The following is a 25059-nucleotide window of genomic DNA, read 5'->3' as shown; positions in this document are numbered from 1 at the left end:
AGTTTGATCATTTGATCACAAAATACTTTAAGGTTCAACCAAATTTCTTAGCCCCATGTCGGAAGCTTAGCGGCGGGAGGAGCTGGAGCCCTTGCGCGGCTCATCCTGCGTTGCCGGGCAGTAATCCTGCAGGATTTCATGGGTACGTCTGATATCGGCGACGACCCCATCCCGAGCAGCGGCAAAATCGCCGGCCTTCAGCGCCTTGACGATCGCAACATGCTCGCCGGCAGGATCGAGCTGGCCGCTGCGCATCAAAGGCTCGACGGAGGCGGAGAGCATGCGCATGTAGGGACCGAAGCGCAGCCACAAAGTCTCGATGAGCTGCAGCAGCACCTCGGAACCGGAGGCGCTGTAGATGGTGAAGTGGAACTGCTGGTTCTTGGCCATCAGGTCGTAGACGTTGGCGCCGAGGCCGATAACATGCTGTTCGCCGGCGATGCGCTCGAGCGTTTCAATGTCGGTGGGGGTGAGGTTCGGCAAGCCGAGCTCGGCGGCCAGGCCCTCCACAGCGATGCGGGCGCGGCAAAGGTCATCCAAACGGGCGAGTGTCACGATCGGAATGCGGGCCGAGCCGTTGGCGGCGACTTCCAGGGCATTTTCGGCGGCCAGCCGGCGCAGCGCCTCGCGGACCGGCATGTTGCTGGTTCCGAAAGTTTCGGCGAGCGAGGCGATCGTCAGGGTCTGGCCCGGATCGAAATTGCCGGCCATGAGCGCATTTCTCAGCTGCTGATAGACGCTCTCCTGGATCGTCGTTCTGGAGGACACCGGTTCCAGGGCTATGCGCACGCTTGCTTCCTTTTCACTGCTGGGACTCGTTCATCGTAGAACGAAGGACAGGCGAAAGGAAAGGGGCGTCTCCGTCCCCCCCTCAGGCTTCCTCAGCCTCCCAGCTTGCCTCATCGGCTTGACTGGTCCTCGCCGGGGCCTTTCGCAGGCCAAGGCCGACACCGATGAGGGCGAGGGCGCCGCCGATGGCATGGTAGGAATGCAGCTGCTCCCCAAGAAGTGCCGAGGCCAGTGCCGCGACGAGGATGGGTAGCAGATTGATCAGTAGCGACGTCCGGCTCGCTCCGAGCTTTTGAATGCCGATCATCCAGCAGAGAGGGGCGACGAGCGAGGTCGGGATAGCAGCATAGAGGATCAGCGGCAGGTTTGCGGCGGTGACCGGCGAGATATCGCCCATCAGGAAAATCGGGATCAGCAGCAGAGTCGAAAAACCGATCTGCCAGAAGAGCTGCTGCCACATGGGTATCGGCATTGCCCAGCGCTTCAGCATGACGCCATAGAGCGCATTCGAGAGGACGGCGATGATCATCAGGCCGTCGCCGACGTGAAAGCCGCCATTCACCAGTCGCATCGGGTCCCCCTGTGATGTCAGATAGACAAGCCCGATCAGCGAAATGGCGCTGCCTGCGAGGCTGGCGGTCGTCAGTCTTTCGCCTGCCAGCAGGCCGGCGAGCAAGGTCGACATCAGCGGCATCAGAGCAACCATCACGCCCATGTTGACGGCCGATGTGGTCTTGGCCGCCTCGTAGGCGAGACTCTGGTAGATCACCATGCCGAGCGCGCCGAGTGTGGCGAGCTTCAGCCAATGCTCGCGCAGCGCGGCACGGTTGCGCCATGCAGTCCGGCCGACGAAGGGCAGGAGCACGACGAAGGCGAGCAGCCAACGATAGAAGGAGATGGAGCCCGGAGAGATCACGCCGGCGGAGGCCTTGGTGACGACGGTGTTGCCGGACCAGATCAGCACAGTCAGCAGCGGCGCCAATCCGACGGCACTGACGATGGATACGGATGAGTTCGACTGGTTGCTCATGGAACAGTCTCCCGACGTCGTTCTGGCTTCGATGCGAAACGAGCAATGGCGAAGATGCTCCGCCACCGTGAGGCTCTTCTACCGCTTGTCCGAATTCTGGTATATAACGAGATTAGGACAATCAGTAATGAAATGACGACATGCCGGACAGGCTTCCACGCATTCAGGGCGATCCGCCCAATCCCGTTTCCTTTCGGACGGAGAATTACAAAGCGGGCACGGTCTTTCCCAGAAAGAGCCAGCCGTGGGGCGAACTCAACTATGCACTTATCGGTGTCTGTGAGTTCGACATTCAGGGCGTGCGCTATCTGTCGCCGCCGCATTATGCCATCTGGCTGCCGCCGGACACGATGCATGGCGCCCATAACCAGCATGATCTGCGCTATGTGACCGTCTATGTCGAGCGCGCGCTTTGCGCCGGTCTGCCCGACAAGCCCTCGATGCTGAGCATCAGCCCGCTGCTGAAGGCAATCCTTGCCGATTTTGCTGCCCGGGATATCACCATGCCGGAAACCGTCGAAGACCTGCGGCTCGCGCAGGTTCTGGTCGACCAAATTTGCCTGGCGCCCGGCTGCGAAAACTATCTTCCGTTCTCCGACGACCCATTGCTCGGCCCGGTGCTCAGCGCCCTGCAGGCCGATCCCGGCGATCGGCACTCCCTCAGCGAATGGGCGCGCAGGATGGGCACGACCGAGCGGACTCTGTCGCGCCGATGCCAGGACGATCTCGGCCTTTCCTTCAACGAATGGCGCCAGCGATCGAAGCTCGTTGCCGCATTGTCGTTGATCGAAGCCGGCGAGCCGGTGCAGCAGATCGCCTCGCGACTGGGCTATAGTAACGCTTCCGCTTTCATCGCTATGTTTCGCCGGCTGACGGGGACGAGCCCGACGCAGATGCGTTAGCGCGTTCATGGCTCGATCAATAGGATTTCGAGCTTGCGCAGCCGTTCCGGATCGGCCACCGCATCGACAGCCGTGACCATATTGCCATCATTGAGGGTGAAGCGAAGCGCTATGCGCAGCTGCCCGCCGATAACCACGACGGCGCCGACAGCGCCATCGATGACCGCCGGCCGGGCTGCCTGCGCGCGGCCGTTGAAGGTTGCCGCGACGGCGGTACGCCCCTGGATTTCTCCAACGGAGCCCATATGAGCCGCGACGGCATCCGGGCGGAAGATCGCTTCTGGATCGAGTACGGCCAGTAGCGCCTGCATATCGCCAACGCGGGAGGCCGTCAGGAAAGCATCGACCACATGGCGCTGGCGGGTGAGATCGACCTCCGTCGTTGGTGGCGTGTCCTGCACGCGGCGGCGGGCGCGGCTCGCAAGTTGCCGTGTCGCGACCGTTGTGCGGCCGACGATCGGGGCGATGTCGTCGAAAGAGACGTCGAACATGTCGTGCAAAACAAAGGCGAGCCGTTCGGCCGGATTGAGCTTTTCCAGGACGACCAAGAGGGCGAGACCGACGGAATCGGCCAGCAACGCATCCTGTTCCGGGTCGGTGCCGTTTCCGGCCTCATGCACCACCATCGGCTCGGGAACGTGGATTGTCAGCGGCTCTTCGCGACGGGATTTGCGGGCTCGCAACAAGTCGAGGCAGATGCGTGCCGTCACCGTCGTCAGCCAGCCACTGAGATTTTCGATATCAGACGTGTCGCTTCTGACCAGGCGCAGCCACGTTTCCTGCACGGCATCCTCGGCCTCTGTGCGCGAGCCGAGCATGCGATAGGCCACGGCGCGCAGATGCGGCCGGTTCGCCTCGAATTTTTCCGCCCGCCACTTTTTTTCGTCCATCGGTCACATTCCCTCATCGTGTTCCGTCAGACCTATGACGAACGAAATCCGGCCGGTGTGACAGCGGATCGGCAGGAAAGTGCATCGTCTGAACGAGAGCCGCAACAGCGCTCTCAAAAACAGAGGAAAGAAACAATGCAAGCTCGCATGAAGAACCCAGCTCTCGTCCTGCCCGAAACACTGCAGGCGCTTATGGCCGTCAGCAATTCGATCAAAGATCGTGGCCTCTCGGAAAACACCATGGACCTCGTGCATCTTCGCGTCAGCCAGATCAACGGCTGCAGCGTCTGCACCGATATGGGCTTTCGCAAGTTGCAGAAGGCGGGCGAAACGATGGAACGTATCGTCGGCGTCTCTGCCTGGCGCGAAATGCCCTATTTTTCGGATGCCGAGCGCGCGGCTCTTGCACTTGGCGAAGCCGTCACCCGGCTTGCCGACCGTCCGGATGCCGTCACCGACGAGATTTGGAATGAAGCCGCAAGACATTACGACGAGAAGGCATTGTCCGCCCTCATCGTTGCGATCGCGCTCGACAATGTCTGGAACCGGCTGAACTCCACAGTTCGCCAGCGCGCAGGAGCCTCCTGGAACTGAAGGACGCCGGAGCGTGCCGATCCTTCTCCCCTGCGAAAGGGGAGAAGGCGATTTCCTGGTCTCAGGCTTCTCCAACCCGTGCTGTCACCAGCAATTTCGCCAGCCAATCGACGAAAACGCGCACCTTATTGCTGAGGTGCCGGTTGGGCGGATAGACGATGTGCATGGGCATAACGGGCCGGGTCCAGCCGGAGAGGACAGGCACGAGGTCTCCCCTGGCAAGGGCATCTCGCGCCATGAAGCTCGGCACCTGCGCGATGCCGAGGCCGGTCAACGCCGCATGAATGTAGCTGCGGCCGTCATTTACCGAGACGATATAGCGGGGGCTGATCTCCAGAGACTCATTGCCGCGTTCGAAGAGGAAAGGAACCGTACGGCCGGTTTGCGAGCGAAAGTAGCAGACCGCATGGTGACTGGTTTCAAGGTTCTCCGGCCGTTCCGGGACGCCGTGCTTCTCGATATAAAGGGGAGATGCGCATGTGACGAAGTGCATTTCGCCGACGCGCCGGGCGATCAGCGACTGGTCGCTGGGCATGCCGGCGCGCAAGGCGCAATCGACATTCTCGGCCAGATAGTCCACGAGCCGGTCGCCGACGCCGAGATCGATGTGGATGTCGGGGTAGCGCTGGTGGAAGTCACATAGCGCGGGCATGACGATCCGTTCTGCGAAGGCGCCGGCCATTTCGACGCGCAGGCGGCCGCCCGGCAGGCTTTGCGAATTGCTGATGCTGCCATCCAGTTCCTCGATTTCGGAGAGGATCTGAATGGCGCGCTCGTAATAAAGCGCACCGTCCGTCGTCACCATGACGCGCCGGGTCGTCCGGTTCAGAAGCTTGGCGTGAAGATGCGCCTCGAGCGATTGGATGAGCGTCGTCACCGTCGCCTTCGGCATGGAAAGGGCTGCGGCGGCGCGGGTGAAGTTACCCGTCTCGACCACGCGCGCGAACGCCCGCATTGCTGATAATTGGTCCATTCTGTGATGTCCCTTGACCTCGCAGAAAAGAGGTCGATTGTTTGTGATCCTGAATAGTCTGATCGAATATAGGCTACTTATTCTCGAAGCGGAATAACAATATGTTCTAATCGTGATTGTTGCAATGCGGCATGGGGGCGCCAAAGACCGCATTATCGAGAATATGATTGAAAGCATGTTAGAGGGCTGCTGGATATGGATCATATTCACTCGAACAGATAGGGATTTGGGTCGATGAGTGCGCCGTGGAAAGATGTTGTGCTGGAAAACGTGCCTACGGGGCCGGTGGCAGCTCGGATCTATAACGGCGAAGGTTTGAAGAAGGCGGCACCCCTCGTGCTCTATCTGCACGGCGGCGCTTTTCTCGATACCGACCATGCGATCAACAGACCGGTGGCGGCAAGCCTCGCAGAGGCCGGAGCCATCGTGGTTGCGGCTGATTATACGAGCTGTAATCAGAATGCTTTTCCGAAGGTGCTCGAATGCGCCTACGGGATTCTCGCTTACCTCAGCAACAAGCGGAACATGCTTGCGCTGGGCGGGGCGAAAAAATCGCTGCTGTTTGTCGCCGGAGAGGAATCGGGTGGCAATGTTGCAGCGGGTGTCGCTTTAAAGGCGCGCGATCAAATACCCGGTTCGCTGGACGGACAGGTGTTGATATCGCCTTTGCTCGATCCTTTCATGGGGTCGAAATCTTTCCTCCAGGCGGAGGAAAGCGGCATGCGCGAGCGCTGGACGGAGGGTTGGAACCGTTACCTGGGTTTCCTGGGCGGTGTCTGTCACCCCTATGCGGCGCCTCGATACTGTTCGCGGCTTTCGGGCCTTGCGCCGGCATTGGTGCTCACGGCCGAGGACGACCCGCTCCGCGACGAGAGCATGGAATACGGCAGTCGGCTGAGAGATGCTGGCGTCCGTGTTCGCCAGCAAGTCCTCCCCGCCGGGACAGGCTGGCCCACTCTCTACGGCGGGCATTCGAAGGACAGGCCTTCATGGCAACACGATGTATGCTGTTGTTTCAAGGGTTTTGTCGAAGACGTGCAGGCTTGATCGACGGCAGCATTCCGATCGCGAGGGAAAACGCCGATCTGGATGGGATGCCGGAAGCAAAGGCAGAAGCGATCTCCGCGAGGATACGCGGCGCTTCAGGCCCCTGACTGTATCGAGACAATAGGAATTTTCGGTTCCCGCGTCCCAAGAGGGGACCAAAGGAGAGACTAACATGAAGTCCAACGGTAAGCGCTGGGCCCTGTGGGGCGCCGGCATGGGTGTTGCTGTGGCCATTTCAGGCGCGGCTTTCTATCTGGAGCTGCCGCGCGGTGCTCAGGCAACCGAGGCAACCGGTCCGGTAGCGAAGCCGGCCATCCCGGTCACGGTCGCAGCCGTGGAGCCGCGCGATATCACATCCTGGCAGGAGTTTTCCGGCCGGCTGGAAGCCATCGACCGCGTCGAAGTTCGCCCACGGGTCGCCGGCGCAATTCAGTCAGTGCACTTCCGCGAAGGGGCTTTGATCAAGCAGGGTGACCTGCTTGTGACGATCGATCCTGCACCCTATGAGGCAACGGTCGCACAGGCACAAGCGCAGGTATCGGCTGCCAAGGCGAAGCTCGATCTGACCAAGGTCGAAGTCGGCCGCGGCCAGAAGCTCTTCGACAACAAGACGATTTCGCAGAGCGACATGGATGCGCGCACCAGCAACTATGCCGAAGCGGAAGCCAATCTGAAGGCGGCGCAAGCGGCCTTGCAGACGGCACAATTGAACCTCGACTATACGCAGGTCCGCGCTCCGATCGCCGGCCGCGTCGGCAAGATCGCCGTCACCGTCGGCAACCTCGTCGCTGCCGGCTCGTCATCCCCGGCGCTGACGACGCTCGTTTCGGTCGATCCGATCTATGCGAGCTTCAATGCGAACGAGCAGACCGTCACCCAGGCGCTGGCGGAGCTGCCGGCGACCGGTGGCGCGGTTCCGCCGGTCGAGCAGATCCCGGTTCAGATCGGCACCTCCAGTGACAGCGGCACGCCGATCAAGGGTAAGTTGCAGCTGATTGACAACGAAGTCGATGCGGCAAGCGGCACCGTCAGCGTTCGGGCTGTCTTCGACAATCCCGGCGGACGTCTCATCCCCGGCCAGTTCGTGCGGGTCCGTATGGGTCAGCCGAAGGCCGAGAACAGGATCGTCATCGATGATCGGGCAGTCGGCACCGACCAGGACAAGAAGTTCGTCTTCGTCGTGGATGGCGAGAACAAGGTCAATTACCGGCAGGTCCAGCTCGGGTCGCTGGTTGACGGCCAGCGAGTGATCGAGAACGGCCTGAAAGCCGGCGAAAAGATCGTCGTCAACGGGCTGCAGCGCATCCGTCCCGGTGCAGTCGTCGCACCGCAGTTGGCAGAGAAGGTCGCGACCGCTCAGTAAGACTTCGCCTTCTGCCCGAGGGCAGAAGGCCGACATTCCGAAATCACATGATCCGCCGGCGGCTCTCAAATCGTCGGACAGGAATTTTGCATCCGTTCTCACCCCAGAGGGGGCTTTGATATGAACATCTCCAGATTCTTTGTCGACCGTCCGGTCTTTGCCGGTGTTCTTTCGGTCCTCATCGTGGTCGCCGGCCTGATCGGCCTCAGAGCGCTGCCGATCTCCGAATATCCAGAGGTCGTGCCCCCGTCTATTGTCGTGCGCGCCACCTATCCCGGCGCCAACCCGACCGTCATCGCCGAAACGGTGGCGACGCCGCTCGAAGAGCAGATCAACGGCGTCGAGGGCATGCTCTACATGTCCAGCCAGGCGACATCAGACGGCGCTCTCAACGTGACGGTCACCTTCAAGCTCGGCACCGATCCGGACAAGGCGCAGCAGCTCGTGCAGAACCGCGTTTCGCAGGCCGAGCCGCGCCTGCCCGCGGAAGTCCGTGCCCTCGGCATCACAACCGTCAAGAGCTCGCCCAATTTCATCGTGGTCGTCAACCTCGTCTCGGACGGGGCCGACCACGACATCACCTATCTGCGAAACTATGCGACCCTGAACATTAAGGATCGGCTCGCCCGGATCGAAGGCGTCGGGCAGGTGCAGGTCTTCGGCGCCGGCGACTATTCCATGCGCGTGTGGATCGATCCGCAGAAGGCGGCCGAGCATAATCTTGCCGCCAGCGACATTAGCAATGCGATCAGCTCGCAGAACGTCCAGGCTGCGGCTGGCATCATCGGTGCCTCACCCAGCCGGCCGGGCGTGGATCTGCAACTCAACGTCAATGCCCAGGGCCGCCTGCGCACCCCTGAGGAGTTCGGCAACATCATCGTCAAGACGGGCGCCAACGGCGAGATCACCCGCCTTCGCGACGTCGCCCGCGTCGAGCTTGGTGCGCAAGACTATACGCTGCGTTCGCTGCTCGACGGCAAGCCGGCCGTCGCCGTCGCGGTTCTCCAGGCGCCCGGTTCGAACGCGATCGAGATCGCGAATAACGTGCGCTCGACCATGAACGTGCTGCAGCAGGCCATGCCTGCGGGTGTTAAGTACGAGATCGTCTACGACACGACGAAATTCGTCCGTGCCTCGATCGAGAAGGTGATCGACACGCTGCTCGAAGCCATCGCGCTCGTCGTCCTCGTCGTCATCCTGTTCTTGCAGACATGGCGCGCCTCGATCATCCCGCTAATCGCCGTCCCGGTGTCGATCATCGGCACTTTTGCGGTGATGTATGTCTTCGGCTTCTCGATCAACGCGCTTAGTCTGTTCGGCCTGGTGCTAGCGATCGGTATTGTCGTGGACGACGCGATCGTGGTGGTCGAGAACGTCGAACGTAATATCGAGAACGGGCTCAGTCCGCGAGACGCTACCTACAAGGCCATGAAGGAGGTCTCCGGTCCGATCATCGCGATCGCGCTGGTCCTCGTCGCGGTCTTCGTGCCGCTAGCCTTCATCTCCGGCCTGTCCGGCCAGTTCTACCGCCAGTTCGCGCTGACGATCGCCATCTCGACGGTCATCTCGGCCTTCAACTCGCTCACCCTGTCTCCGGCACTGGCATCCCTGCTCCTGAAGGGCCATCATGCGCCGAAGGATCGGTTGACACGGATCATGGACGCGGTCTTCGGCTGGTTCTTCCGCGGCTTCAACCGGGCGTTCGGAGCCGGTTCGAAATACTACGGTAAGGGCATCGGCGGCCTGCTGTCGCGCAAGAGCATCGTCATGGTGATCTATCTCGCGCTGGTGGGAGCAACCTATAGTCTGTTCACAACGGTTCCAGGCGGTTTCGTGCCGTCGCAGGACAAGCAGTATCTGATCGGCTTCGCACAGTTGCCGGATGCCGCAAGCCTCGACCGTACGGAAGACGTGATTAAGCGCATGACGGACATTGCGCTGAAGCAGCCGGGCGTCGCCAATGCGATCGCCTTCCCGGGCCTGTCGATCAACGGTTTCACCAATTCCTCGAATGCCGGCGTCGTTTTCGTGACGCTGAAGGACTTCGACGAGCGCAAGACGCCGGACCTTTCTGGCGGGGCGATCGCCATGGCGCTGAACCAGAAGTTCGGCGTCATCCAGGATGCCTTCATCGCCATGTTCCCGCCGCCGCCGGTCAACGGTCTCGGCACGACAGGCGGCTTCAAGCTGCAGATCGAGGATCGCGCCGGCCTCGGCAACCAGGCGCTCGACCAGGCGGCCAAGGCAGTGATCGGCAAGGCCTACCAGACACCGGAACTCGCCGGCATCTTCTCGAGCTTCCAGATTAACGTGCCGCAGCTTTTCGCCGATCTCGACCGCGCCAAGGCCGAGCAACTCGGGGTCTCCGTCACCGACGTCTTCCAGACGCTGCAGATCTATCTCGGTTCGCTCTATGTGAACGACTTCAACGCCTTCGGCCGCACCTACAGCGTCCGCGTGCAGGCCGATGCCAAGTTCCGGGCTCAGCCGGAAGATATCGGCCAGTTGAAGGTCCGTTCGGCATCGGGTCAGATGATCCCACTTTCAGCCCTGCTGAAGGTGAACGCCACGACCGGTCCGGAACGCACGAACCGCTATAACGGTTTCCTGGCGGCCGACATCAATGGCGGCCCGGCGCCCGGTTTTTCGTCGGGCCAGGCACAAGCAGCGATCGAGAAGATTCTGCATGAGACGTTGCCGCCCGGTATAGACTTCGAATGGACGGACTTGACCTACCAGCAGATTCTGGCAGGCAATTCCAGCGTCGTCGTCTTCCCGTTGGCGCTGCTGCTGGTCTTCCTCGTGCTGGCCGCCCAATACGAGAGCCTGACCTTGCCGCTCGCCATCGTCATGATCGTGCCGATGGGTGTATTGGCGGCGCTGACCGGCGTCTGGCTCACGGGTGGGGACAACAACATCTTCACCCAGATCGGCCTGGTGGTGTTGGTGGGCTTGTCGGCGAAGAACGCGATCCTGATCGTGGAATTTGCCCGCGAGCTGGAATTCGAAGGGCGCACACCGGTTCAGGCCGCGATAGAGGCTAGCCGCCTGCGTTTGCGTCCGATCCTGATGACTTCCATGGCCTTCATCATGGGTGTTGTGCCGCTGGTCACCTCGACTGGTGCCGGTGCCGAAATGCGCGCGGCCATGGGTGTTGCGGTGTTTGCCGGCATGATCGGCGTCACCTTCTTCGGCATCTTCATGACGCCGGTCTTCTATGTGCTGATCCGCAGCCTGACGGGCAACCGTCCGCTGAAGCAGCACCATCACAACGACAACGAACATTCGGCGGAGGTACTCCCGATCGCCGCCGAATAAGGGCCGTGCCAAGCGGTACTCCAGTGCTCGACGCGCCAAAGGCGGGACCTCAAGGTCCCGCCTTTTCTTTTATGTGATCTATATTTCTGTTTTGCCTAATCTATTGGGCTCCAGAGGAATTTGCCGTATGGCCGCTGATTTCCTTTGCATGCTGGCACCATAGGTCTATCAAGCTTTTGGATGAGTTGATTGACGTACGTCGAGCATGAGGAGCCGCTCGCGGAGCCGGTGGGTTTCAAGGGCAATAGTGTGCAGGAGATCATTGCCGGATGCGTCGGCATGGTCGATCGCCATATTGCTTCCGGAGCCCGCGCGTTCCAATTCGGAGGATAGTCGATGAGTGGCAAGAAGATCGCTTTTCTCGGTACGGGATTGATGGGGGCGCCGATGGTGCGGCGGCTGCTCGCGGCCGGCTTTGCGGTGACCGTCTGGAATCGCGACCGGAGCAAGGCCGAGCCTCTGGCCGCCGACGGCGCCATCGTCGCGGATACGGCGGTGGAGGCGGCGCGGGGAGCAGCGGTGCTCTTCACCATGCTCACCAATGGCGGTGCCGTCAGCGAAGTCCTGTTCGGCAGCGGCGTTGCCGAAGCGCTGGAAGCCGGTGCCGTCGTGATCGATAATAGCTCGATATCGCCGGCCGTTGCGCGCGAACATGCGGCAGCGCTCGCCGAGCGCGGCATTCATCATATCGACGCTCCGGTTTCAGGCGGAGTCGTGGGTGCGAAGGCAGGGACGCTTGCGATCATGGCCGGCGGCGATGCCGATGTCATAGACAGCGTTCGCGAGATCATGGCGCCTCTCGGTCGCGTGACGCGCGTTGGCCCGAGCGGCACCGGACAGCTCGCAAAGCTCGGCAATCAGCAGATCGTTGCGGTGACGATCGGCGCCGTCGCGGAGGCGATGCTGCTGGTCGAAGCCGGCGGCGGTTCGCGCGAGGCCTTTCGCGCCGCCATTCGCGGCGGCTTTGCCGAGAGCAAGATCCTGGAACTGCATGGCCAGCGCATGATCGAGCGCAATTTCGAGCCGGGTGGAACCGCCCGCAATCAATTGAAAGATCTCGATACGGCACTTGCCGCTGCCCAAGGCCTGTCGCTCAATTTACCGCTGACCGAAGCTGTCAGGGCCGAATTTGCAGAATTCGTCAAGAGTGGTGGCGGGGAGCTGGATCACAGCGGTCTGCTGCAGCATCTGGAAGATAAGAATGCCCAAGGAAAGGCTTGAGGAAGAGATGAGCGATAAGGGAGCATCCAAGCGTCGTCTGCGTTCGCAGGACTGGTTCGACAATCCGGATCACATCGATATGACGGCGCTCTATCTCGAGCGCTTCATGAATTACGGCATCACGCCGGAAGAGCTGCGCTCCGGCAAGCCGATCATCGGCATTGCCCAGAGCGGCAGCGACCTCACGCCCTGCAATCGTCATCACCTCGATCTTGCCAAGCGCGTGCGCGACGGCATTCGCGATGCAGGCGGCATTCCGATCGAATTTCCGACACATCCGATCTTTGAGAACTGCAAGCGCCCAACAGCGGCACTCGACCGCAATCTGGCCTATCTCGGTCTGGTGGAAGTGCTCTACGGCTATCCGCTCGACGGCGTCGTCCTGACGACCGGCTGCGACAAGACCACGCCATCGGCGCTGATGGCCGCTTCTACCGTCAATATTCCGGCAATCGTTCTCTCCGGCGGCCCTATGCTCGACGGCTGGCATGAGGGCGAGCTTGCCGGATCGGGTACGGTGATCTGGCGCTCGCGCCGCAAGCTGGCCGCGGGAGAGATCGATGAAGAGGAATTCATGGAGGCGTCGCTTGCCTCGGCGCCCTCGATCGGCCATTGCAACACCATGGGAACAGCCTCGACCATGAATGCCATGGCGGAAGCGCTCGGCATGTCGCTGACCGGCTGCGCCGCCATTCCCGGCGCCTATCGCGAGCGTGGCCAGATGGCCTATCGCACCGGAAGGCGGGCGGTCGAGCTGGTCCTTGCAGATATCAAGCCTTCGGATGTGCTGACGCGCGAGGCTTTCCTCAATGCGATCCGGGTGAATTCAGCTATCGGCGGCTCGACCAATGCGCAGCCGCATCTGGCTGCGATGGCCAAGCATGCCGGCGTCGAGCTTTATCCTGACGACTGGCAGGTGCATGGTTTCGATATTCCGCTGCTTGCCAATGTGCAGCCGGCGGGCGCCTATCTCGGCGAGCGTTTCCATCGCGCCGGCGGCGTTCCGGCCATCATGTGGGAGCTGCTGCAGGCCGGAAAGCTGGACGGAAGCTGTCCGACGGTGACCGGTAAGACGATGGCGGAGAACCTGAAGGGCCGAGAGGCGACAGATCGCGAGGTCATCCGCCCGTTCGCCGATCCGCTGAAGGAGCGGGCCGGTTTCCTCGTTCTCAAGGGCAATCTGTTCGATTTCGCCATCATGAAGATGAGCGTTGTGTCGGAAGAATTCCGCAGCCGCTATCTGCAGGAGCCCGGTCATGAAGGCGTATTCGAGGGCATAGCCGCCGTTTTCGACGGGTCGGAGGATTATCATAAGCGCATCAACGATCCGGATCTCGGCATCGACGAAAGAACCATCCTGGTGATCCGCGGAGCCGGGCCGATCGGCTGGCCGGGATCGGCCGAAGTCGTCAACATGCAGCCGCCGGATGCTCTTTTGAGGCGGGGCATCCGCAGCCTGCCGACCATCGGCGACGGGCGCCAGTCGGGCACGGCCGACAGCCCCTCGATCCTCAATGCTTCGCCGGAAAGCGCTGCCGGCGGGGGGCTTGCATGGTTGCGGACCGGCGACATGATTCGCATCGATTTCAATCATGGCCGCTGCGACATGCTGGTGGACGAGGCGGAAATCGAGCGTCGCAAGGGCGACGGCGTGCCGGCAGTGCCGCCGGATGCGACGCCGTGGCAGCGCATCTATCGCCGTTCGGTGACGCAGCTTTCCGATGGCGCCGTGCTCGACGGTGCAGCCGATTTCCGCAATATCGCGGCCAGTCCGCCACGGCATAATCACTAACGGGAATCTTGCCGGAATCCGGCCGTGAAGGGCGGATCGAGCTGCCGTTAAAGTTCGAGAAAGTGGAGTAGTGCAAGTTTACCGGGTTGCGGCTATGTAATCTCTCCAGTTTCCGAAGGGAGGCTCTTTGGCAAAGGTGGCATCAGGGCGAACCGAAGAAGAGTTCCAGGACCTGCTGAGGAGGCTGGAGCTAGCGCTCGACGCGTCTCAAATCGGCGTCTGGCAGCACAATGTCGATGACAAGGAACTGCTCTGGGACCTGCAGATGCACCGGCTCTACGGGACCGGGCTGCAGGATCGCCGGGTGTCATCCGATGTCTGGATGAACGCACTCCATCCCGAGGATGTCGAGAAGGCCGTCAGAGACTTTCAGGTCGCTCTCGACATGCGGGGCTTCTACAATTCCCAGTTTCGCATCATTCTGCCCAGCGGGGAGGTGCGCTATATACGGTCGCGAGCGCACTTCTACGAAGGTCTTGACGGCTCGCCATCCTTCATCGGCGCGGAATGGGATGTCACCGCCGATGTCCTGCTCAATCGGGAACTAACCAGCCAGAAGGCGATTGCCGAGGCACGCGCGGTGGCGCTCGAGCAGAGCCGGGCCCGTATCGAATATGCTGCCGATCATGATTATCTGACCGGACTCCCCAATCGGCGTTACTTCGACCGCCGGCTTGCCGAATTGCGCAAGGATGCGACGATCGAAACCTTGGCTGTGCTCCATATCGATCTCGACGGCTTCAAGGAGATCAACGATACATGGGGACATGCGGCCGGCGACGCGACTTTGCAAAGCGTGGCTGCGCGTATTTCCGCGGCGATCACCGCCCATGATATTGTCGCCCGCGTTAGTGGCGATGAATTCGTGGCCATATTGGTCAATGTCGGCAGCACCGAGCGGCTGGAAGCCATCGTGAGCGACATTTTCTCGCGATTGCGGCGCGAAGTGCGCTTTGGCAACGAGATGCTGCGCGTCGGCGCCTCCATTGGGGTGGCATTGAGCCAGGCAGGCAATGCAGGCAATCTGCTGGCGGAATCAGACGTGGCGCTCTTCCAGGCCAAGAAGCTCGGCCGCAACCGAGTGGAGTTCTTTACGCCGGCGCTCCAGGCTGAGTTGCATGCGGAGCGTCGGCTGGCCGACGAGCTGCGGCTGGCGCCGGTGCTGCGGCAGATCGAACCCTTCTATCAGATTCAGGTGAACGCCCGCAGCCGCCGCATTGTCGGGTTGGAGGCGCTGGCTCGCTGGCGGCATCCGGAGAAGGGGCTGCTGAACCCTGCCGCTTTCCTCAAAGTAGCCGATGAATATGGACTGACCCCTGAGATCGATGCCGCCGTGCTGAAGTGGGCGCTAGCCGACCGCGCCGCCTGGGTTTCGCGCGGTCTCGTGCCGCCGCGTATCGCCGTCAACATTTCCGGCCGCCGTCTCGCGGATCCCGATTTGATCGAGGGGCTGCAGGCGCTGAAGATACCGCGCCATGCCATCGCCTTTGAACTCGTGGAAACCATCTTCCTCGACGATCCCGACGACAGGGTGCTTGCCAATATCGACGGGATAAAGAAGATGGGGATCGATATCGAGATCGACGATTTCGGGTCGGGCCATGCTTCGCTGATCGGCCTTGTGAAGCTGAAGCCGAAACGGCTGAAGATCGATCGGCAACTGGTGACGGCTGTGACGGTGTCGGATGAGCAGCGCCGGCTGGTCAGCTCGATCGTCGACATAGCACGGGCCCTGAATGTCGAGGTTATTGCTGAGGGCGTGGAGACCGAAGAGCATGCGCGCATTCTGGCTGAGGTCGGCTGCGACGAACTTCAAGGCTACGCCATCGGCTATCCATCGCCGGAAAGCCAGATCGCAGCCCTGCTGAAATCGGCTCATGCAAAAGGCAGGAGCCGATCCACGGTTGGCGGCGCGGGCGATTCTACTGGATCTGCAACGCGACGATCAGACCGTAGCTGATTACGCCCAGCATCAGCAGCGACAGCGTGGCGGCGGCGATGACGCGGCCCCCTGCATGGGCGACGGAGCGGACATTCACCGAAAGCCCGAGTGCTGCCATGGCAATGACGGTCAGGATGCCCGATACCGATTCCATCGGAGCGACCAGAACGCCTGGAATAAGGCCGAAGGAACGCATCGCCATCAGCCCGAGGAAGCCGCAGATGAACCACGGAACCAGCGAGGGGTGACGGCTGCCATTTCTATTCGGTTCGGTCGTCTCGACCTTGGTGATGATGCCGAGCAGGAAGATGACGGGCCCGAGCATCAGAACGCGGACGAGCTTGACGAGGGTGCCGGTCTGGACGGCGAGAAGGCCGATGGGGGCGGTTGCTGCAAGCACCTGCGGAACGGCATAGACGGTCAGCCCGGCCAGGGTGCCATATTGCGGCACGCTCATGCCGAAATGAAAGTAGAGAAACGGCAGCAGGAAGACGGCGGCGATGCCCAGCACCGCAGTGAAGGCGAGCGCTGCCGCAATCTCCTGCGAGTCAGCCTCGATTACGGGAGCGACGGCGACGATCGCGGAGTTGCCGCATATCGAATTGCCACAGGCAATGAGCGTTGCGAGCTTCGGCGGCAGGCCGAGCAGCCGCCCGATCATGTAGGTTGCGGCGATCGAAAGCACGACAACGATGGCGATGCCGGCAATCAGCCAGACGCCCGCGCCGCGAATGGCCGAGAGGCTGATGGATGCGCCGAGAAGCACGATGGCGATTTCCAAAAGGATCTTGGCGCTGAAATCGATACCCGGCTTCATGGACGGCTTCAGCGGCTTGAAGGTGCAAACGGCAATGCCGAGCACTATGGCAAGCACCAGGCTTTCGATCCAGCGGCCGCCGAAAAGGCCGACTTCGACATGCTCGCCGGCATAGGCGACAATTGCGACGGCACAGGTGAGAGCGAGGCCTGGGAGGATCTTGTGTGCTTGTTGAGCAATGGACATGTCATGCCGCCATTCGTTTTTTCTGAGTTTGCTGACGGCTGGAAAGTCTCACCTGCGGATGTCGACATCCATCGAATATTATCCTATGTTTCGTTCGATAAATTAGAATGATTTCCCATGACCTTCGAGCAACTCGCAATTTTCGTCGCCGTCGCCGAGCGCGAACATCTGACCAATGCCGCTGAGGCCATCAACCTGACGCCCTCGGCCGTCAGTTCGGCGATCAAGAACCTCGAGGCCTATTACGGGGTGGAGTTGTTTCATCGCGTCGGCAGGCGGATCGAGCTGACGGAGATGGGGCGGTCGTTCCTGGGCGAGGCCAAGGCGACGCTTGCTCGCGTGCGTTCGGCAGAACTCATGCTGTCCGAACTGGGCGGTCTGCAGCGCGGCCGGCTCAGCCTTTATGCCAGCCAGACAATCGCAAGCTACTGGCTGCCGCCTTTGCTGATGCGGTTTCAGCGTGATTATCCCGGCATCGAGCTGGATCTGACGATCGGCAATACGCGAACCGTCACCGAGGCTGTCATCGATGGCGCGGCCGAGCTGGGATTCATCGAGGGCGAAGTGGATGCGCCGGCTCTGTCGATGAATATCGTTGCGCAGGATGCGCTTGTCGTCGTCGTGCCACCCTATCATCCCTGGGCGAATGGGCGGCAGCTGACGATTGCCGACCTCGTTGCCGATACGTCCTGGGTGATGCGCGAGGAGGGGTCCGGCACCCGTTCTGAATTCGAGAATGCGATTGCCAAGCTTGGCGCTTTGGCGCGTAACCTCAAGGTTGCGCTCGTCCTTCCCTCGAACGAGGCCGTGCTATCGGCAGTCTGCGCCGGGCACAGTGCGGCGGCCATTTCCAGCGCGGCGGCTAAGGCCTATCTCGGACAGGGTTTTCTGGTGCAGGCGGCGTTCGATCTTCCGGCCCGCAGCTTTCGTCTGCTGCGCCACAAGGAGCGCCATGCCAGCAAGGCCGCCCATACGCTGGAGACTATGTGCAAGAGCTACCGCAAATTCGTCAATTTCGATCCGGATGGGCACGGCGAAAAGGCTTGACGGTAGCAATAGCCGGCTGATCGGCTATCGCCGATCCATCCGCTGCCGGTTGGCGACCACCAGTTCTATCTCGTTGCGCTCGAGCATGGCGAGGATATCGGCCGGCGGTGTGTCGTCGGTGACCAGCGTGTCGAAGCTTGACGGCTCGTTCAGGATGATCGGGGCGCTGCGTCCGAACTTGGCGCTGTCGGCGACGATAATGCAATTTTCGGCGCGGCTTGCCGCTTCCCGCGAATATTCCGCCTCTTCGAGATCGTGCAGCATAAAGCCGGATGTGGCGTTGATGGCGCCGACTGACAGGATCGCATGACGTATGTTGAAGCGGCGCAGGAAATTGGCGGCTTCCATGCCGAAGGCGCCGCCGTCGTGGCCGCGCAATTCGCCGCCGGCGAAGAAGACGCGGTTGCCGTTGCGGGTGGCGAGCGCATGGGCCACCGACAGGGCATTGGTGACGACGAAGAGCTTCTGGTGCTTTTGCAGGGCGACAGCGATGAAGGCTGTGGTGGAGCCGACATCGAGGAAGAGCGTATCGCCGTCCTCGATCATGGCTGCCACCGAGGTAGCGATCATCCGCTTGGCCTCGGCATTCTCGTTCATCCGCAGGTGCAGCGGCGGCTCGATCATCGAGTCCTTGATATGGACGCCGCCATGTACCTTGGTGACAAGACCGTTGGTCTCCAGGCTGCGGATATTGCGGCGGATCGTCTCTTCCGAAACGCCGAGCCGTTCGGCAAGGAACTGAATGCGGCTACCGCCGCCAGCCAGCCGGAGTTCTTCGAGAATCTCGCGCTCGCGATGATTGGCGTGAAGCGGTGCCTGGGACATGCCCGACATGGTTCTGATCCTATTGAGGGTATGATCCCAAAACATATTGCGGCTTGCGGATCGAGCAGGCGCTGACGCCAAAGAAGCATCTAGGTTTGCAAATCAATCCGCACGCCTCGCGCTGCAGTTTTTAAGGCAAATCTGGCCGACGGTGAAGCGCTCTATTGCAATATCTGTCGCCGATCCAATTGGGATTTGCTCTCAAATCCAACAAAAAACCAAACATTCGTTTCATTTTGTGGATTGATCTTGACAGCTAGGCGTTTGTGAGGAACCTTCCCGTCCAGAGAATGCTGAGCAGTAGCGCCGGAGGGGGAATGACTGCGACGCCGGAAGATAGGATACATTCTCTCGCTATTTGGCGCGGGCCGCTCGAGATCGCTCCACTCGTTGGCGGCATTACCAATCGCAACTATCTGGTCACCAACGACGGCCAGCGTTTCGTGGTCAGGCTCGGGTCGGACATTCCCGTCCACCACATCAGCCGCACCAATGAGGTAGCGGCGAGCCGGGCTGCCCATGCAGCCGGTCTCTCGCCTGCCGTGATCTATTACGAGCCCGGCATATTGGTGCTCGATTACATCGACGCAAGGCCGCTGTCGGCCGATGATATCCGAACCCCGGCAATGATCAGCCGTATCGTGCCGCTCATCCGGTCCTGCCATCGCGATGTCGCCAGGCATTTTCGCGGGCCGGCGGCGATCTTCTGGGTCTTTCATGTGGTAAGAGATTATGCGGCTCTCCTGGAGGCCGGCGGGAGTCGTCATAAACCGCTGCTGCCTTCCTTTCTGGATATCGCCGAGCGGCTCGAGTGTGCGGCCGGACCTTTCGAGATCGCCTTCTGCCATAATGATCTACTGGCGGCGAATTTCCTCGATGATGGCAAGCGGCTCTGGCTGATCGATTGGGACTATGCCGGCTTCAACACGCCGCTTTTCGATCTTGGCGGGCTAGCCTCCAACAATGAATTCACCGAAGCGGAGGAAGAGGCGATGCTGGAAGCCTATTTCGAGGCTGGTGTCAGCAACGATTTGCGCCGACGCTATCAGGCGATGAAATGCGCTTCGCTCCTGCGCGAGACGATGTGGAGCATGGTTTCGGAAATCCATTCCGACATCGATTTCGATTATTCCTCCTATACAGCTGAAAATCTGCGGCGGTTTGAAAGCGCCTGGCAGAGCTTTCGCAACTCTTGAGGTGACACGATGAAGGAACTGCCGACTACAGCAAAGACCGTCGTCATCGGCGGCGGCATCATCGGCTGCTCGACTGCCTACCATCTCGGCAAGCTCGGCTTTACTGATACCGTGCTCTTGGAGCGCAGGAAGCTGACCTCGGGCACGACATTTCACGCCGCTGGTCTCGTTGGTCAGCTGCGCACCAGTGCCAATATTACGCAGATGCTCGGCTATTCCGTCGATCTCTATAAGAAGCTCGAGGCGGAAACCGGCCTTGCCACCGGCTGGAAGATGAATGGCGGTCTGCGTCTCGCCTGCAACGAGGAGCGCTGGACGGAGGTCAAGCGGCAGGCGACCACGGCGCAGTCGTTTGGCCTGCAGATGCATCTGCTGACGCCCAAGGAAGCCTTCGATCTTTGGCCGTTGATGGATATCGAGGATCTGGTCGGTGCTGCCTTCCTGCCGACCGACGGGCAGGCCAACCCTTCCGATATCACCCAGGCGCTGGCGAAGGGCGCCCGCATGAGCGGCGTCTCGATCTTCGAGGATACGGAAGTTCTCGATCTGGAGATCGAAAAGGGCCGCATTCGCGCCGTCGTCACCGAGAGGGGACGGATCGAATGCGAGCGCGTCGTCGTCTGCGCGGGGCAGTGGACGCGGACCTTTGCCGCCCGTTTCGGCGTCAATGTGCCGCTCGTCTCGGTCGAGCACCAATATCTCATCACCGAATCCTTCGGCGTGCCTTCGAATCTGCCGACGCTGCGCGATCCTGACAGGCTAACCTATTACAAGGAAGAGGTCGGCGGACTGGTCATGGGCGGCTATGAGCCCAATCCAATCCCCTGGGCGCTCGCCGGCATCCCCAGGGATTTCCACTACACGCTGCTCGACAGCAATTTCGATCATTTCGAGCAGATCATGGAGCAGGCGCTGGTGCGGGTGCCGGCGCTGCAGACGGCAGGCGTCAAGCAGTTGCTCTGCGGTCCGGAGAGTTTTACGCCCGATGGCAACTTCATCCTCGGCGAAGCGCCTGAGCTGAAGAACTTCTTCGTTGGTGCCGGTTTCAACGCTTTCGGCATCGCCTCTGCGGGCGGCGCGGGTATGGCGCTCGCCGAATGGGTCGTCAAGGGCGAGCCGCCTTATGACCTCTGGCCTGTTGATATCAGGCGCTTCGGCCGTCCGCATTTCGATATCGACTGGGTGCGCACCCGTACGCTCGAAGCTTACGGCAAGCATTACACCATGGCCTGGCCGTTCGAGGAACATTCCAGCGGCCGGCCGTGCCGCAAGTCGCCGCTCTACGATCGGTTGAAGGCGCAGGGCGCCTGCTTCGGCGAAAAGCTCGGCTGGGAGCGGCCGAACTGGTTTGCCGATCTCTTTTCGGGGGAGGAGCCTAAGGACGTCTATACCTATAACAGGCAGAACTGGTTCGATGCCGCCGGCCGCGAACACAAGGCGGTTCGCGAGGCAGCTGTCATCTTCGACCAGACCTCCTTTGCCAAATTCGTGCTGAAGGGCAGGGATGCCGAGGCAGCGATCTCCTGGATTGCCGCCAATGATGTCGCCAAGCCTGTGGGTGCGTTGACCTATACGCAGATGCTGAACGACCGGGGCGGCATCGAATGCGACGTCACGGTCGCCCGCGTCGCCGAGAACGAATTCTATATCACCACCGGCACCGGCTTCGCCACGCATGACTTCGATTGGATTGCTCGGAATATTCCGTCAGAGATGCATGCGGAGCTGGTGGATGTGACCTCTGCCTATTCCGTGTTGTCGCTGATGGGGCCGAAGTCGCGCGAGATATTGCAGGCCGTGACATCGGCGGATGTTTCCAACGCAGCATTCCCCTTCGGTAAAGTGAGAACCGTCGGTATCGCCGGTTGCCCCGTCAGGGCGTTGCGCATCACCTATGTCGGCGAACTCGGCTATGAGTTGCATGTGCCGGTGGAATATGTCGCCACCGTCTATGACGTGCTGATGGCCGCTGGCCGCGAGCATGGCCTTGTCAATGCCGGCTATCGTGCCATCGAAAGCTGCCGGCTGGAGAAGGGCTATCGCGCCTGGGGTTCCGATATCGGGCCGGATCATACGCCGGTCGAAGCTGGGCTTACCTGGGCGGTGAAGATGAAGAAGAACGTCGCATTCCGCGGCCGGGAAGCCATCGAGCAGCAACTGGCCTCCGGCGTGAAGAAGATGCTTGCCTGCTTCGTGCCCGAAGATCCCGAGATCGTGCTTCTCGGCCGTGAGACGATCTATCGCAATGGTCAGCGTGTCGGCTGGCTGTCGAGCGGTGGCTACGGCTACACCGTCGGCAAGGCCATCGGCTATGGCTATGTTCGCGATCCCGGGGGAGTGACGGAAGATTTTGTGCTTTCCGGTCGCTACGAACTTGATGTCGCGCAGCGTCGCGTGCCGTGCCGGGTGTCGCTGAAGCCGCTCTATGATCCGCAGATGACGCGGATCAAGGGGTGATTTGCCGGAAGGGGTTGCGGGCAATCTCTTGCTGGCGATGGCCAGTGGCTTTATGAACATCACAGACGTCGCAGTGAGAGCTAGGGTGTGATGAAAAGCTTTTTTGATGCGGTCAAGCTGCTGCTCGCCGATTTGGCGTCAAGCCTATTTTTCGTCGTTCTGCTTTCCCTCACGCATAATGCGGCCCTTTCGGCTTGCTCGGCGATAGCGTTTGGTCTTGTCCAAATCGGGATACAATACCTCCGACGGAAGCCAATCGGTACCATGGAGTGGCTGAGCCTCCTTCTGGTCATCGCTGCCGGCGCGGCAACGCTGCTGACGGACGATCCCCGTTTCGTGCTATTCAAGCCGAGCGTCATCTATTCGATTGTCGGCGTGGTGATGCTCAAGCCAGGCTGGATGAACCGGTACCTGCCGGCTATTGTCCGCACAGTCGCGCCTGATGTCGCAATTTATTTGGGCTTTGTCTGGGCCAGCCTCATGTTCTTGTCTGCCGCACTCAACGCCTTTGTTGCTATCGCCTGGGATCTGTCCACATGGGCAGTCGTCATGCCTACCTTTAGTATCGGCAGCAAAGTGGTGCTGATGCTGGCTGGATTTGCTGCCATACGCCTCACGGTGAGGCGACGGATGCGAGCCATGCTCGCTACCGAACGCGAAGCCCTATTGATCTCGACGGGAGAGATGGCGCAATTGCCGTCGGCAGCGACGTCCGCCTAGGGCAGTCGTCATTGCCGACATAAGCCGGGATCGAACCGCGCTATTGCTGGAAAGCTGTGATCTGCCTGCTGCAATGCAAGTCATTTTCTTGACTTGCCGGCGCTTTCGCCCTCAATCGAACTGCTGACGAAGATGGAGGCATAGTCAATGGCGGAAGCGGGTATCAAGCTGGAAGAAAGCTGGAAAGAGGCGCTGTCTCCGGAATTCGAAAGCCCCTACATGCAGCAGCTCAAATCCTTTCTTGTCGAGGAAAAGCAGCGCGGCAAGGTGATCTTTCCGCGCGGCAGCGAGTATTTCCGGGCGCTGGATCTGACCCCGCTCGACGAGGTGCAGGTCGTCATTCTCGGGCAGGATCCTTATCACGGCATCGGCCAGGCGCATGGGCTCTGCTTCAGCGTCCGCCCCGGCGTGCGCATTCCGCCGTCACTGGTCAATATCTACAAGGAGCTTGAAACTGATCTCGGCATTCCGCCGGCGCGCCACGGCTTTCTGGAAAGCTGGGCGAAGCAGGGCGTCTTGCTGCTCAACAGCGTGCTGACGGTCGAGGAATCGCAGGCCGCCTCGCATCAGGGCAAGGGCTGGGAGCGCTTCACCGACGCCGTCATCCGCCAGGTCAATGACGAATGCGATGGCGTCGTCTTCATGCTCTGGGGCTCCTATGCGCAGAAGAAGGCAGCCTTTGTCGATACGGAGCGCCATCTGGTGCTGAAGGCGGCGCATCCATCACCGCTATCAGCCCATAACGGCTTCCTGGGCTGCCGGCATTTTTCCAAGGCCAATGCCTATCTTGCCGAACATGGCAGGGAACCGATCGACTGGGCCTTGCCGAGCAATCCGGAAGCTCAGTGAGGTGTCGCTTTTCGGAAGAGATTGCGCGTCATTGAACGATCCGAATTTATCGTTCACTCATTGAAGACAATCCGTTTGGCTATTGGGGGCTATCGAAAAGCCGCCCACAAGACCATCTTCTGCCCATGAGAAACGCCTGCCGGTGCAGGCGAGACAAGGGGTCAGAGATGCTTAATCAGATCAAAGGTCTTCACCACGTCACCTCGATGGCGGAAGACGCTCGCACCAACAATAAGTTCTTCACGGACACGCTGGGCCTGCGCCGCGTCAAGAAGACGGTGAATTTCGACGCTCCCGACGTCTATCACCTCTACTATGGTGACGAGATCGGCACACCCGGCACGATCATGACTTACTTCCCGTTTCCGAAGATGGCGCGCGGTCGCCCGGGTACCGGAGAAGTCGGCAATACGATCTATTCCGTTCCGGAAGGTGCCATCGGTTACTGGACCGAGCGACTTGGTCAGCGTGGTGTCGAAGGCCTGAAGGTTGACGAATCCTTCGGCCAAAAGCGCCTGCATTTTGCAGGTCCGGATGGCGATGGCTTTGCTCTCGTCGAGGTGAAGGATGACAACCGCCTGCCCTGGACGCATGGCGGCGTCGATGCCGAGCACGCTATCAGGGGTTTCCATTCCGTTGCCATGCGGCTGCGGGACGAGGGCGCCACGGCGGAACTGCTGAAGTACATGGGCTACGAAGTTGTCGACACGCATGAGGGCGTCAAGCGGCTTGCCATTCCCGGCGGCAACGGTGCCGACTATGTCGACCTCGAGACGATGCCGAACATCAACCGCGCGCTTCCGGGTGCCGGCTCCGTACACCATGTCGCCTTTGCCGTCGAGAACCGCGCAAAGCAGCTCGAAGTGCGCAAGGCGCTGATGGATACGGGCTATCAGGTCACGCCGGTCATCGACCGTGACTACTTCTGGGCGATCTACTTCCGCACACCGGGCGGCGTGCTGTTCGAAGTCGCCACCAATGAACCCGGCTTCAACCGCGACGAGGATACGGCTCATCTCGGCGAAGCGCTGAAGCTGCCCGAACAGCACACGCATCTGCGCGGCTTGATCGAGCAGCATCTGGAGCCGCTGGAAGGCTAAT

The 25059-nt window shown here is 60.8% G+C and carries 21 protein-coding genes; 15 read left to right on the top strand and 6 right to left on the bottom strand.

Features of this window, described 5'->3' with window-relative positions; genetic code table 11:
* Window positions 1–66: 66 nt before the first annotated feature.
* A complete protein-coding gene (locus tag GA0061102_RS13800; RefSeq protein WP_092848502.1) occupies window positions 67–789 on the bottom strand; it encodes a GntR family transcriptional regulator in 723 nt (240 codons plus the stop codon).
* A gap of 82 nt (window positions 790–871) precedes the next feature.
* The gene (locus GA0061102_RS13795; protein WP_092848497.1) at window positions 872–1819 is read right to left on the bottom strand and encodes a DMT family transporter; all 948 of its coding nucleotides are present in this window, start codon (window positions 1817–1819) and stop codon (window positions 872–874) included.
* A 140-nt stretch (window positions 1820–1959) separates the two neighbouring features.
* Here GA0061102_RS13795 and GA0061102_RS13790 point away from each other — a divergent pair, with 140 nt between their 5' ends.
* On the top strand, window positions 1960–2721 hold the full coding sequence (locus GA0061102_RS13790) for an AraC family transcriptional regulator (RefSeq protein ID WP_092848494.1): 762 nt from the start codon (window positions 1960–1962) through the stop codon (window positions 2719–2721).
* A 5-nt stretch (window positions 2722–2726) separates the two neighbouring features.
* On the opposite strand, the gene GA0061102_RS13785 is transcribed toward GA0061102_RS13790, so the two are convergent.
* Window positions 2727–3611, bottom strand: a complete 885-nt coding sequence (locus tag GA0061102_RS13785) for a sigma-70 family RNA polymerase sigma factor (protein WP_092848491.1) — start codon at window positions 3609–3611, stop codon at window positions 2727–2729.
* A 135-nt stretch (window positions 3612–3746) separates the two neighbouring features.
* Between GA0061102_RS13785 and GA0061102_RS13780 the strand changes: the two genes are divergently transcribed.
* Entirely contained in the window at window positions 3747–4205 is a 459-nt protein-coding gene (locus tag GA0061102_RS13780; protein ID WP_092848488.1) for a carboxymuconolactone decarboxylase family protein, read from the top strand.
* Window positions 4206–4266: 61 nt separating this feature from the next.
* Here GA0061102_RS13780 and GA0061102_RS13775 read toward each other — a convergent pair whose 3' ends face one another.
* Window positions 4267–5178, bottom strand: coding sequence for a LysR family transcriptional regulator (locus GA0061102_RS13775; protein ID WP_092848486.1), 912 nt, complete (start codon window positions 5176–5178; stop codon window positions 4267–4269).
* A 234-nt stretch (window positions 5179–5412) separates the two neighbouring features.
* Between GA0061102_RS13775 and GA0061102_RS13770 the strand changes: the two genes are divergently transcribed.
* The 7 genes from GA0061102_RS13770 (at window position 5413) to GA0061102_RS13745 (ending at window position 15879) form a co-directional block, all read left to right on the top strand.
* The gene (locus tag GA0061102_RS13770) at window positions 5413–6225 is read left to right on the top strand and encodes an alpha/beta hydrolase fold domain-containing protein (protein ID WP_092848479.1); all 813 of its coding nucleotides are present in this window, start codon (window positions 5413–5415) and stop codon (window positions 6223–6225) included.
* 172 nt (window positions 6226–6397) lie between these two features.
* The gene (locus GA0061102_RS13765; protein ID WP_092848469.1) at window positions 6398–7588 is read left to right on the top strand and encodes an efflux RND transporter periplasmic adaptor subunit; all 1191 of its coding nucleotides are present in this window, start codon (window positions 6398–6400) and stop codon (window positions 7586–7588) included.
* Between the two features lie 120 nt (window positions 7589–7708).
* Window positions 7709–10906 carry an efflux RND transporter permease subunit gene (locus tag GA0061102_RS13760; RefSeq protein ID WP_092848463.1) on the top strand — a complete coding sequence of 1066 codons (3198 nt, stop codon included), beginning with the start codon at window positions 7709–7711 and terminating at the stop codon, window positions 10904–10906.
* Between the two features lie 189 nt (window positions 10907–11095).
* Window positions 11096–11239: a hypothetical protein gene (locus tag GA0061102_RS32945; RefSeq protein ID WP_159432163.1), complete on the top strand. Its 144-nt coding sequence runs from the start codon at window positions 11096–11098 to the stop codon at window positions 11237–11239.
* 3 nt (window positions 11240–11242) lie between these two features.
* Window positions 11243–12127 carry an NAD(P)-dependent oxidoreductase gene (locus GA0061102_RS13755; RefSeq protein ID WP_092848459.1) on the top strand — a complete coding sequence of 295 codons (885 nt, stop codon included), beginning with the start codon at window positions 11243–11245 and terminating at the stop codon, window positions 12125–12127.
* Between the two features lie 7 nt (window positions 12128–12134).
* Window positions 12135–13919, top strand: a complete 1785-nt coding sequence (locus tag GA0061102_RS13750; protein ID WP_092848882.1) for an IlvD/Edd family dehydratase — start codon at window positions 12135–12137, stop codon at window positions 13917–13919.
* Between the two features lie 136 nt (window positions 13920–14055).
* Window positions 14056–15879 carry a bifunctional diguanylate cyclase/phosphodiesterase gene (locus GA0061102_RS13745; RefSeq protein ID WP_425348532.1) on the top strand — a complete coding sequence of 608 codons (1824 nt, stop codon included), beginning with the start codon at window positions 14056–14058 and terminating at the stop codon, window positions 15877–15879.
* On the opposite strand, the gene GA0061102_RS13740 is transcribed toward GA0061102_RS13745, so the two are convergent.
* Window positions 15842–16864, bottom strand: coding sequence for a YeiH family protein (locus GA0061102_RS13740; protein WP_092848453.1), 1023 nt, complete (start codon window positions 16862–16864; stop codon window positions 15842–15844). The genes GA0061102_RS13745 and GA0061102_RS13740 overlap by 38 nt on opposite strands.
* 117 nt (window positions 16865–16981) lie before the next feature.
* Between GA0061102_RS13740 and GA0061102_RS13735 the strand changes: the two genes are divergently transcribed.
* Window positions 16982–17911 carry a LysR substrate-binding domain-containing protein gene (locus GA0061102_RS13735; protein ID WP_092848444.1) on the top strand — a complete coding sequence of 310 codons (930 nt, stop codon included), beginning with the start codon at window positions 16982–16984 and terminating at the stop codon, window positions 17909–17911.
* Window positions 17912–17935: 24 nt separating this feature from the next.
* On the opposite strand, the gene GA0061102_RS13730 is transcribed toward GA0061102_RS13735, so the two are convergent.
* The gene (locus GA0061102_RS13730) at window positions 17936–18745 is read right to left on the bottom strand and encodes a DeoR/GlpR family DNA-binding transcription regulator (RefSeq protein WP_092848441.1); all 810 of its coding nucleotides are present in this window, start codon (window positions 18743–18745) and stop codon (window positions 17936–17938) included.
* A gap of 308 nt (window positions 18746–19053) precedes the next feature.
* Between GA0061102_RS13730 and GA0061102_RS13725 the strand changes: the two genes are divergently transcribed.
* From GA0061102_RS13725 to GA0061102_RS13705, 5 genes are all read left to right on the top strand, one after another.
* Window positions 19054–19932 carry a choline/ethanolamine kinase family protein gene (locus GA0061102_RS13725; RefSeq protein WP_092848438.1) on the top strand — a complete coding sequence of 293 codons (879 nt, stop codon included), beginning with the start codon at window positions 19054–19056 and terminating at the stop codon, window positions 19930–19932.
* A 9-nt stretch (window positions 19933–19941) separates the two neighbouring features.
* Window positions 19942–22389 carry a GcvT family protein gene (locus GA0061102_RS13720; protein WP_092848427.1) on the top strand — a complete coding sequence of 816 codons (2448 nt, stop codon included), beginning with the start codon at window positions 19942–19944 and terminating at the stop codon, window positions 22387–22389.
* A gap of 90 nt (window positions 22390–22479) precedes the next feature.
* The gene (locus tag GA0061102_RS13715) at window positions 22480–23109 is read left to right on the top strand and encodes a septation protein IspZ (protein WP_092848421.1); all 630 of its coding nucleotides are present in this window, start codon (window positions 22480–22482) and stop codon (window positions 23107–23109) included.
* Between the two features lie 147 nt (window positions 23110–23256).
* Window positions 23257–23958: a uracil-DNA glycosylase gene (gene ung, locus GA0061102_RS13710; protein ID WP_092848417.1), complete on the top strand. Its 702-nt coding sequence runs from the start codon at window positions 23257–23259 to the stop codon at window positions 23956–23958.
* 167 nt (window positions 23959–24125) lie between these two features.
* On the top strand, window positions 24126–25058 hold the full coding sequence (locus GA0061102_RS13705; protein ID WP_092848409.1) for a VOC family protein: 933 nt from the start codon (window positions 24126–24128) through the stop codon (window positions 25056–25058).
* Window position 25059: the final 1 nt, after the last annotated feature.

Source organism: Martinezella miluonensis (assembly GCF_900094545.1).
In the GTDB taxonomy this organism is placed as follows: Bacteria; Pseudomonadota; Alphaproteobacteria; order Rhizobiales; family Rhizobiaceae; genus Rhizobium; species Rhizobium miluonense.
Note: the sequence above shows the minus strand (reverse complement) of the source record. Positions and strands in the feature narration are given on the sequence as shown.

Coding starts and splice junctions, on each gene's coding strand:
- GA0061102_RS13725 (WP_092848438.1), top strand. CDS start 19,054: ATGACTGCGACGCCGGAAGATAGGATACATTCTCTCGCTATTTGGCGC.
- GA0061102_RS13785 (WP_092848491.1), bottom strand. CDS start 3,611: ATGGACGAAAAAAAGTGGCGGGCGGAAAAATTCGAGGCGAACCGGCCG.
- GA0061102_RS13765 (WP_092848469.1), top strand. CDS start 6,398: ATGAAGTCCAACGGTAAGCGCTGGGCCCTGTGGGGCGCCGGCATGGGT.
- GA0061102_RS13730 (WP_092848441.1), bottom strand. CDS start 18,745: ATGTCGGGCATGTCCCAGGCACCGCTTCACGCCAATCATCGCGAGCGC.
- GA0061102_RS13740 (WP_092848453.1), bottom strand. CDS start 16,864: ATGTCCATTGCTCAACAAGCACACAAGATCCTCCCAGGCCTCGCTCTC.
- GA0061102_RS13760 (WP_092848463.1), top strand. CDS start 7,709: ATGAACATCTCCAGATTCTTTGTCGACCGTCCGGTCTTTGCCGGTGTT.
- ung (WP_092848417.1), top strand. CDS start 23,257: ATGGCGGAAGCGGGTATCAAGCTGGAAGAAAGCTGGAAAGAGGCGCTG.
- GA0061102_RS13780 (WP_092848488.1), top strand. CDS start 3,747: ATGCAAGCTCGCATGAAGAACCCAGCTCTCGTCCTGCCCGAAACACTG.
- GA0061102_RS13790 (WP_092848494.1), top strand. CDS start 1,960: ATGCCGGACAGGCTTCCACGCATTCAGGGCGATCCGCCCAATCCCGTT.
- GA0061102_RS13770 (WP_092848479.1), top strand. CDS start 5,413: ATGAGTGCGCCGTGGAAAGATGTTGTGCTGGAAAACGTGCCTACGGGG.
- GA0061102_RS13720 (WP_092848427.1), top strand. CDS start 19,942: ATGAAGGAACTGCCGACTACAGCAAAGACCGTCGTCATCGGCGGCGGC.
- GA0061102_RS13705 (WP_092848409.1), top strand. CDS start 24,126: ATGCTTAATCAGATCAAAGGTCTTCACCACGTCACCTCGATGGCGGAA.
- GA0061102_RS13750 (WP_092848882.1), top strand. CDS start 12,135: ATGAGCGATAAGGGAGCATCCAAGCGTCGTCTGCGTTCGCAGGACTGG.
- GA0061102_RS13715 (WP_092848421.1), top strand. CDS start 22,480: ATGAAAAGCTTTTTTGATGCGGTCAAGCTGCTGCTCGCCGATTTGGCG.
- GA0061102_RS13795 (WP_092848497.1), bottom strand. CDS start 1,819: ATGAGCAACCAGTCGAACTCATCCGTATCCATCGTCAGTGCCGTCGGA.
- GA0061102_RS13755 (WP_092848459.1), top strand. CDS start 11,243: ATGAGTGGCAAGAAGATCGCTTTTCTCGGTACGGGATTGATGGGGGCG.
- GA0061102_RS13775 (WP_092848486.1), bottom strand. CDS start 5,178: ATGGACCAATTATCAGCAATGCGGGCGTTCGCGCGCGTGGTCGAGACG.
- GA0061102_RS13735 (WP_092848444.1), top strand. CDS start 16,982: ATGACCTTCGAGCAACTCGCAATTTTCGTCGCCGTCGCCGAGCGCGAA.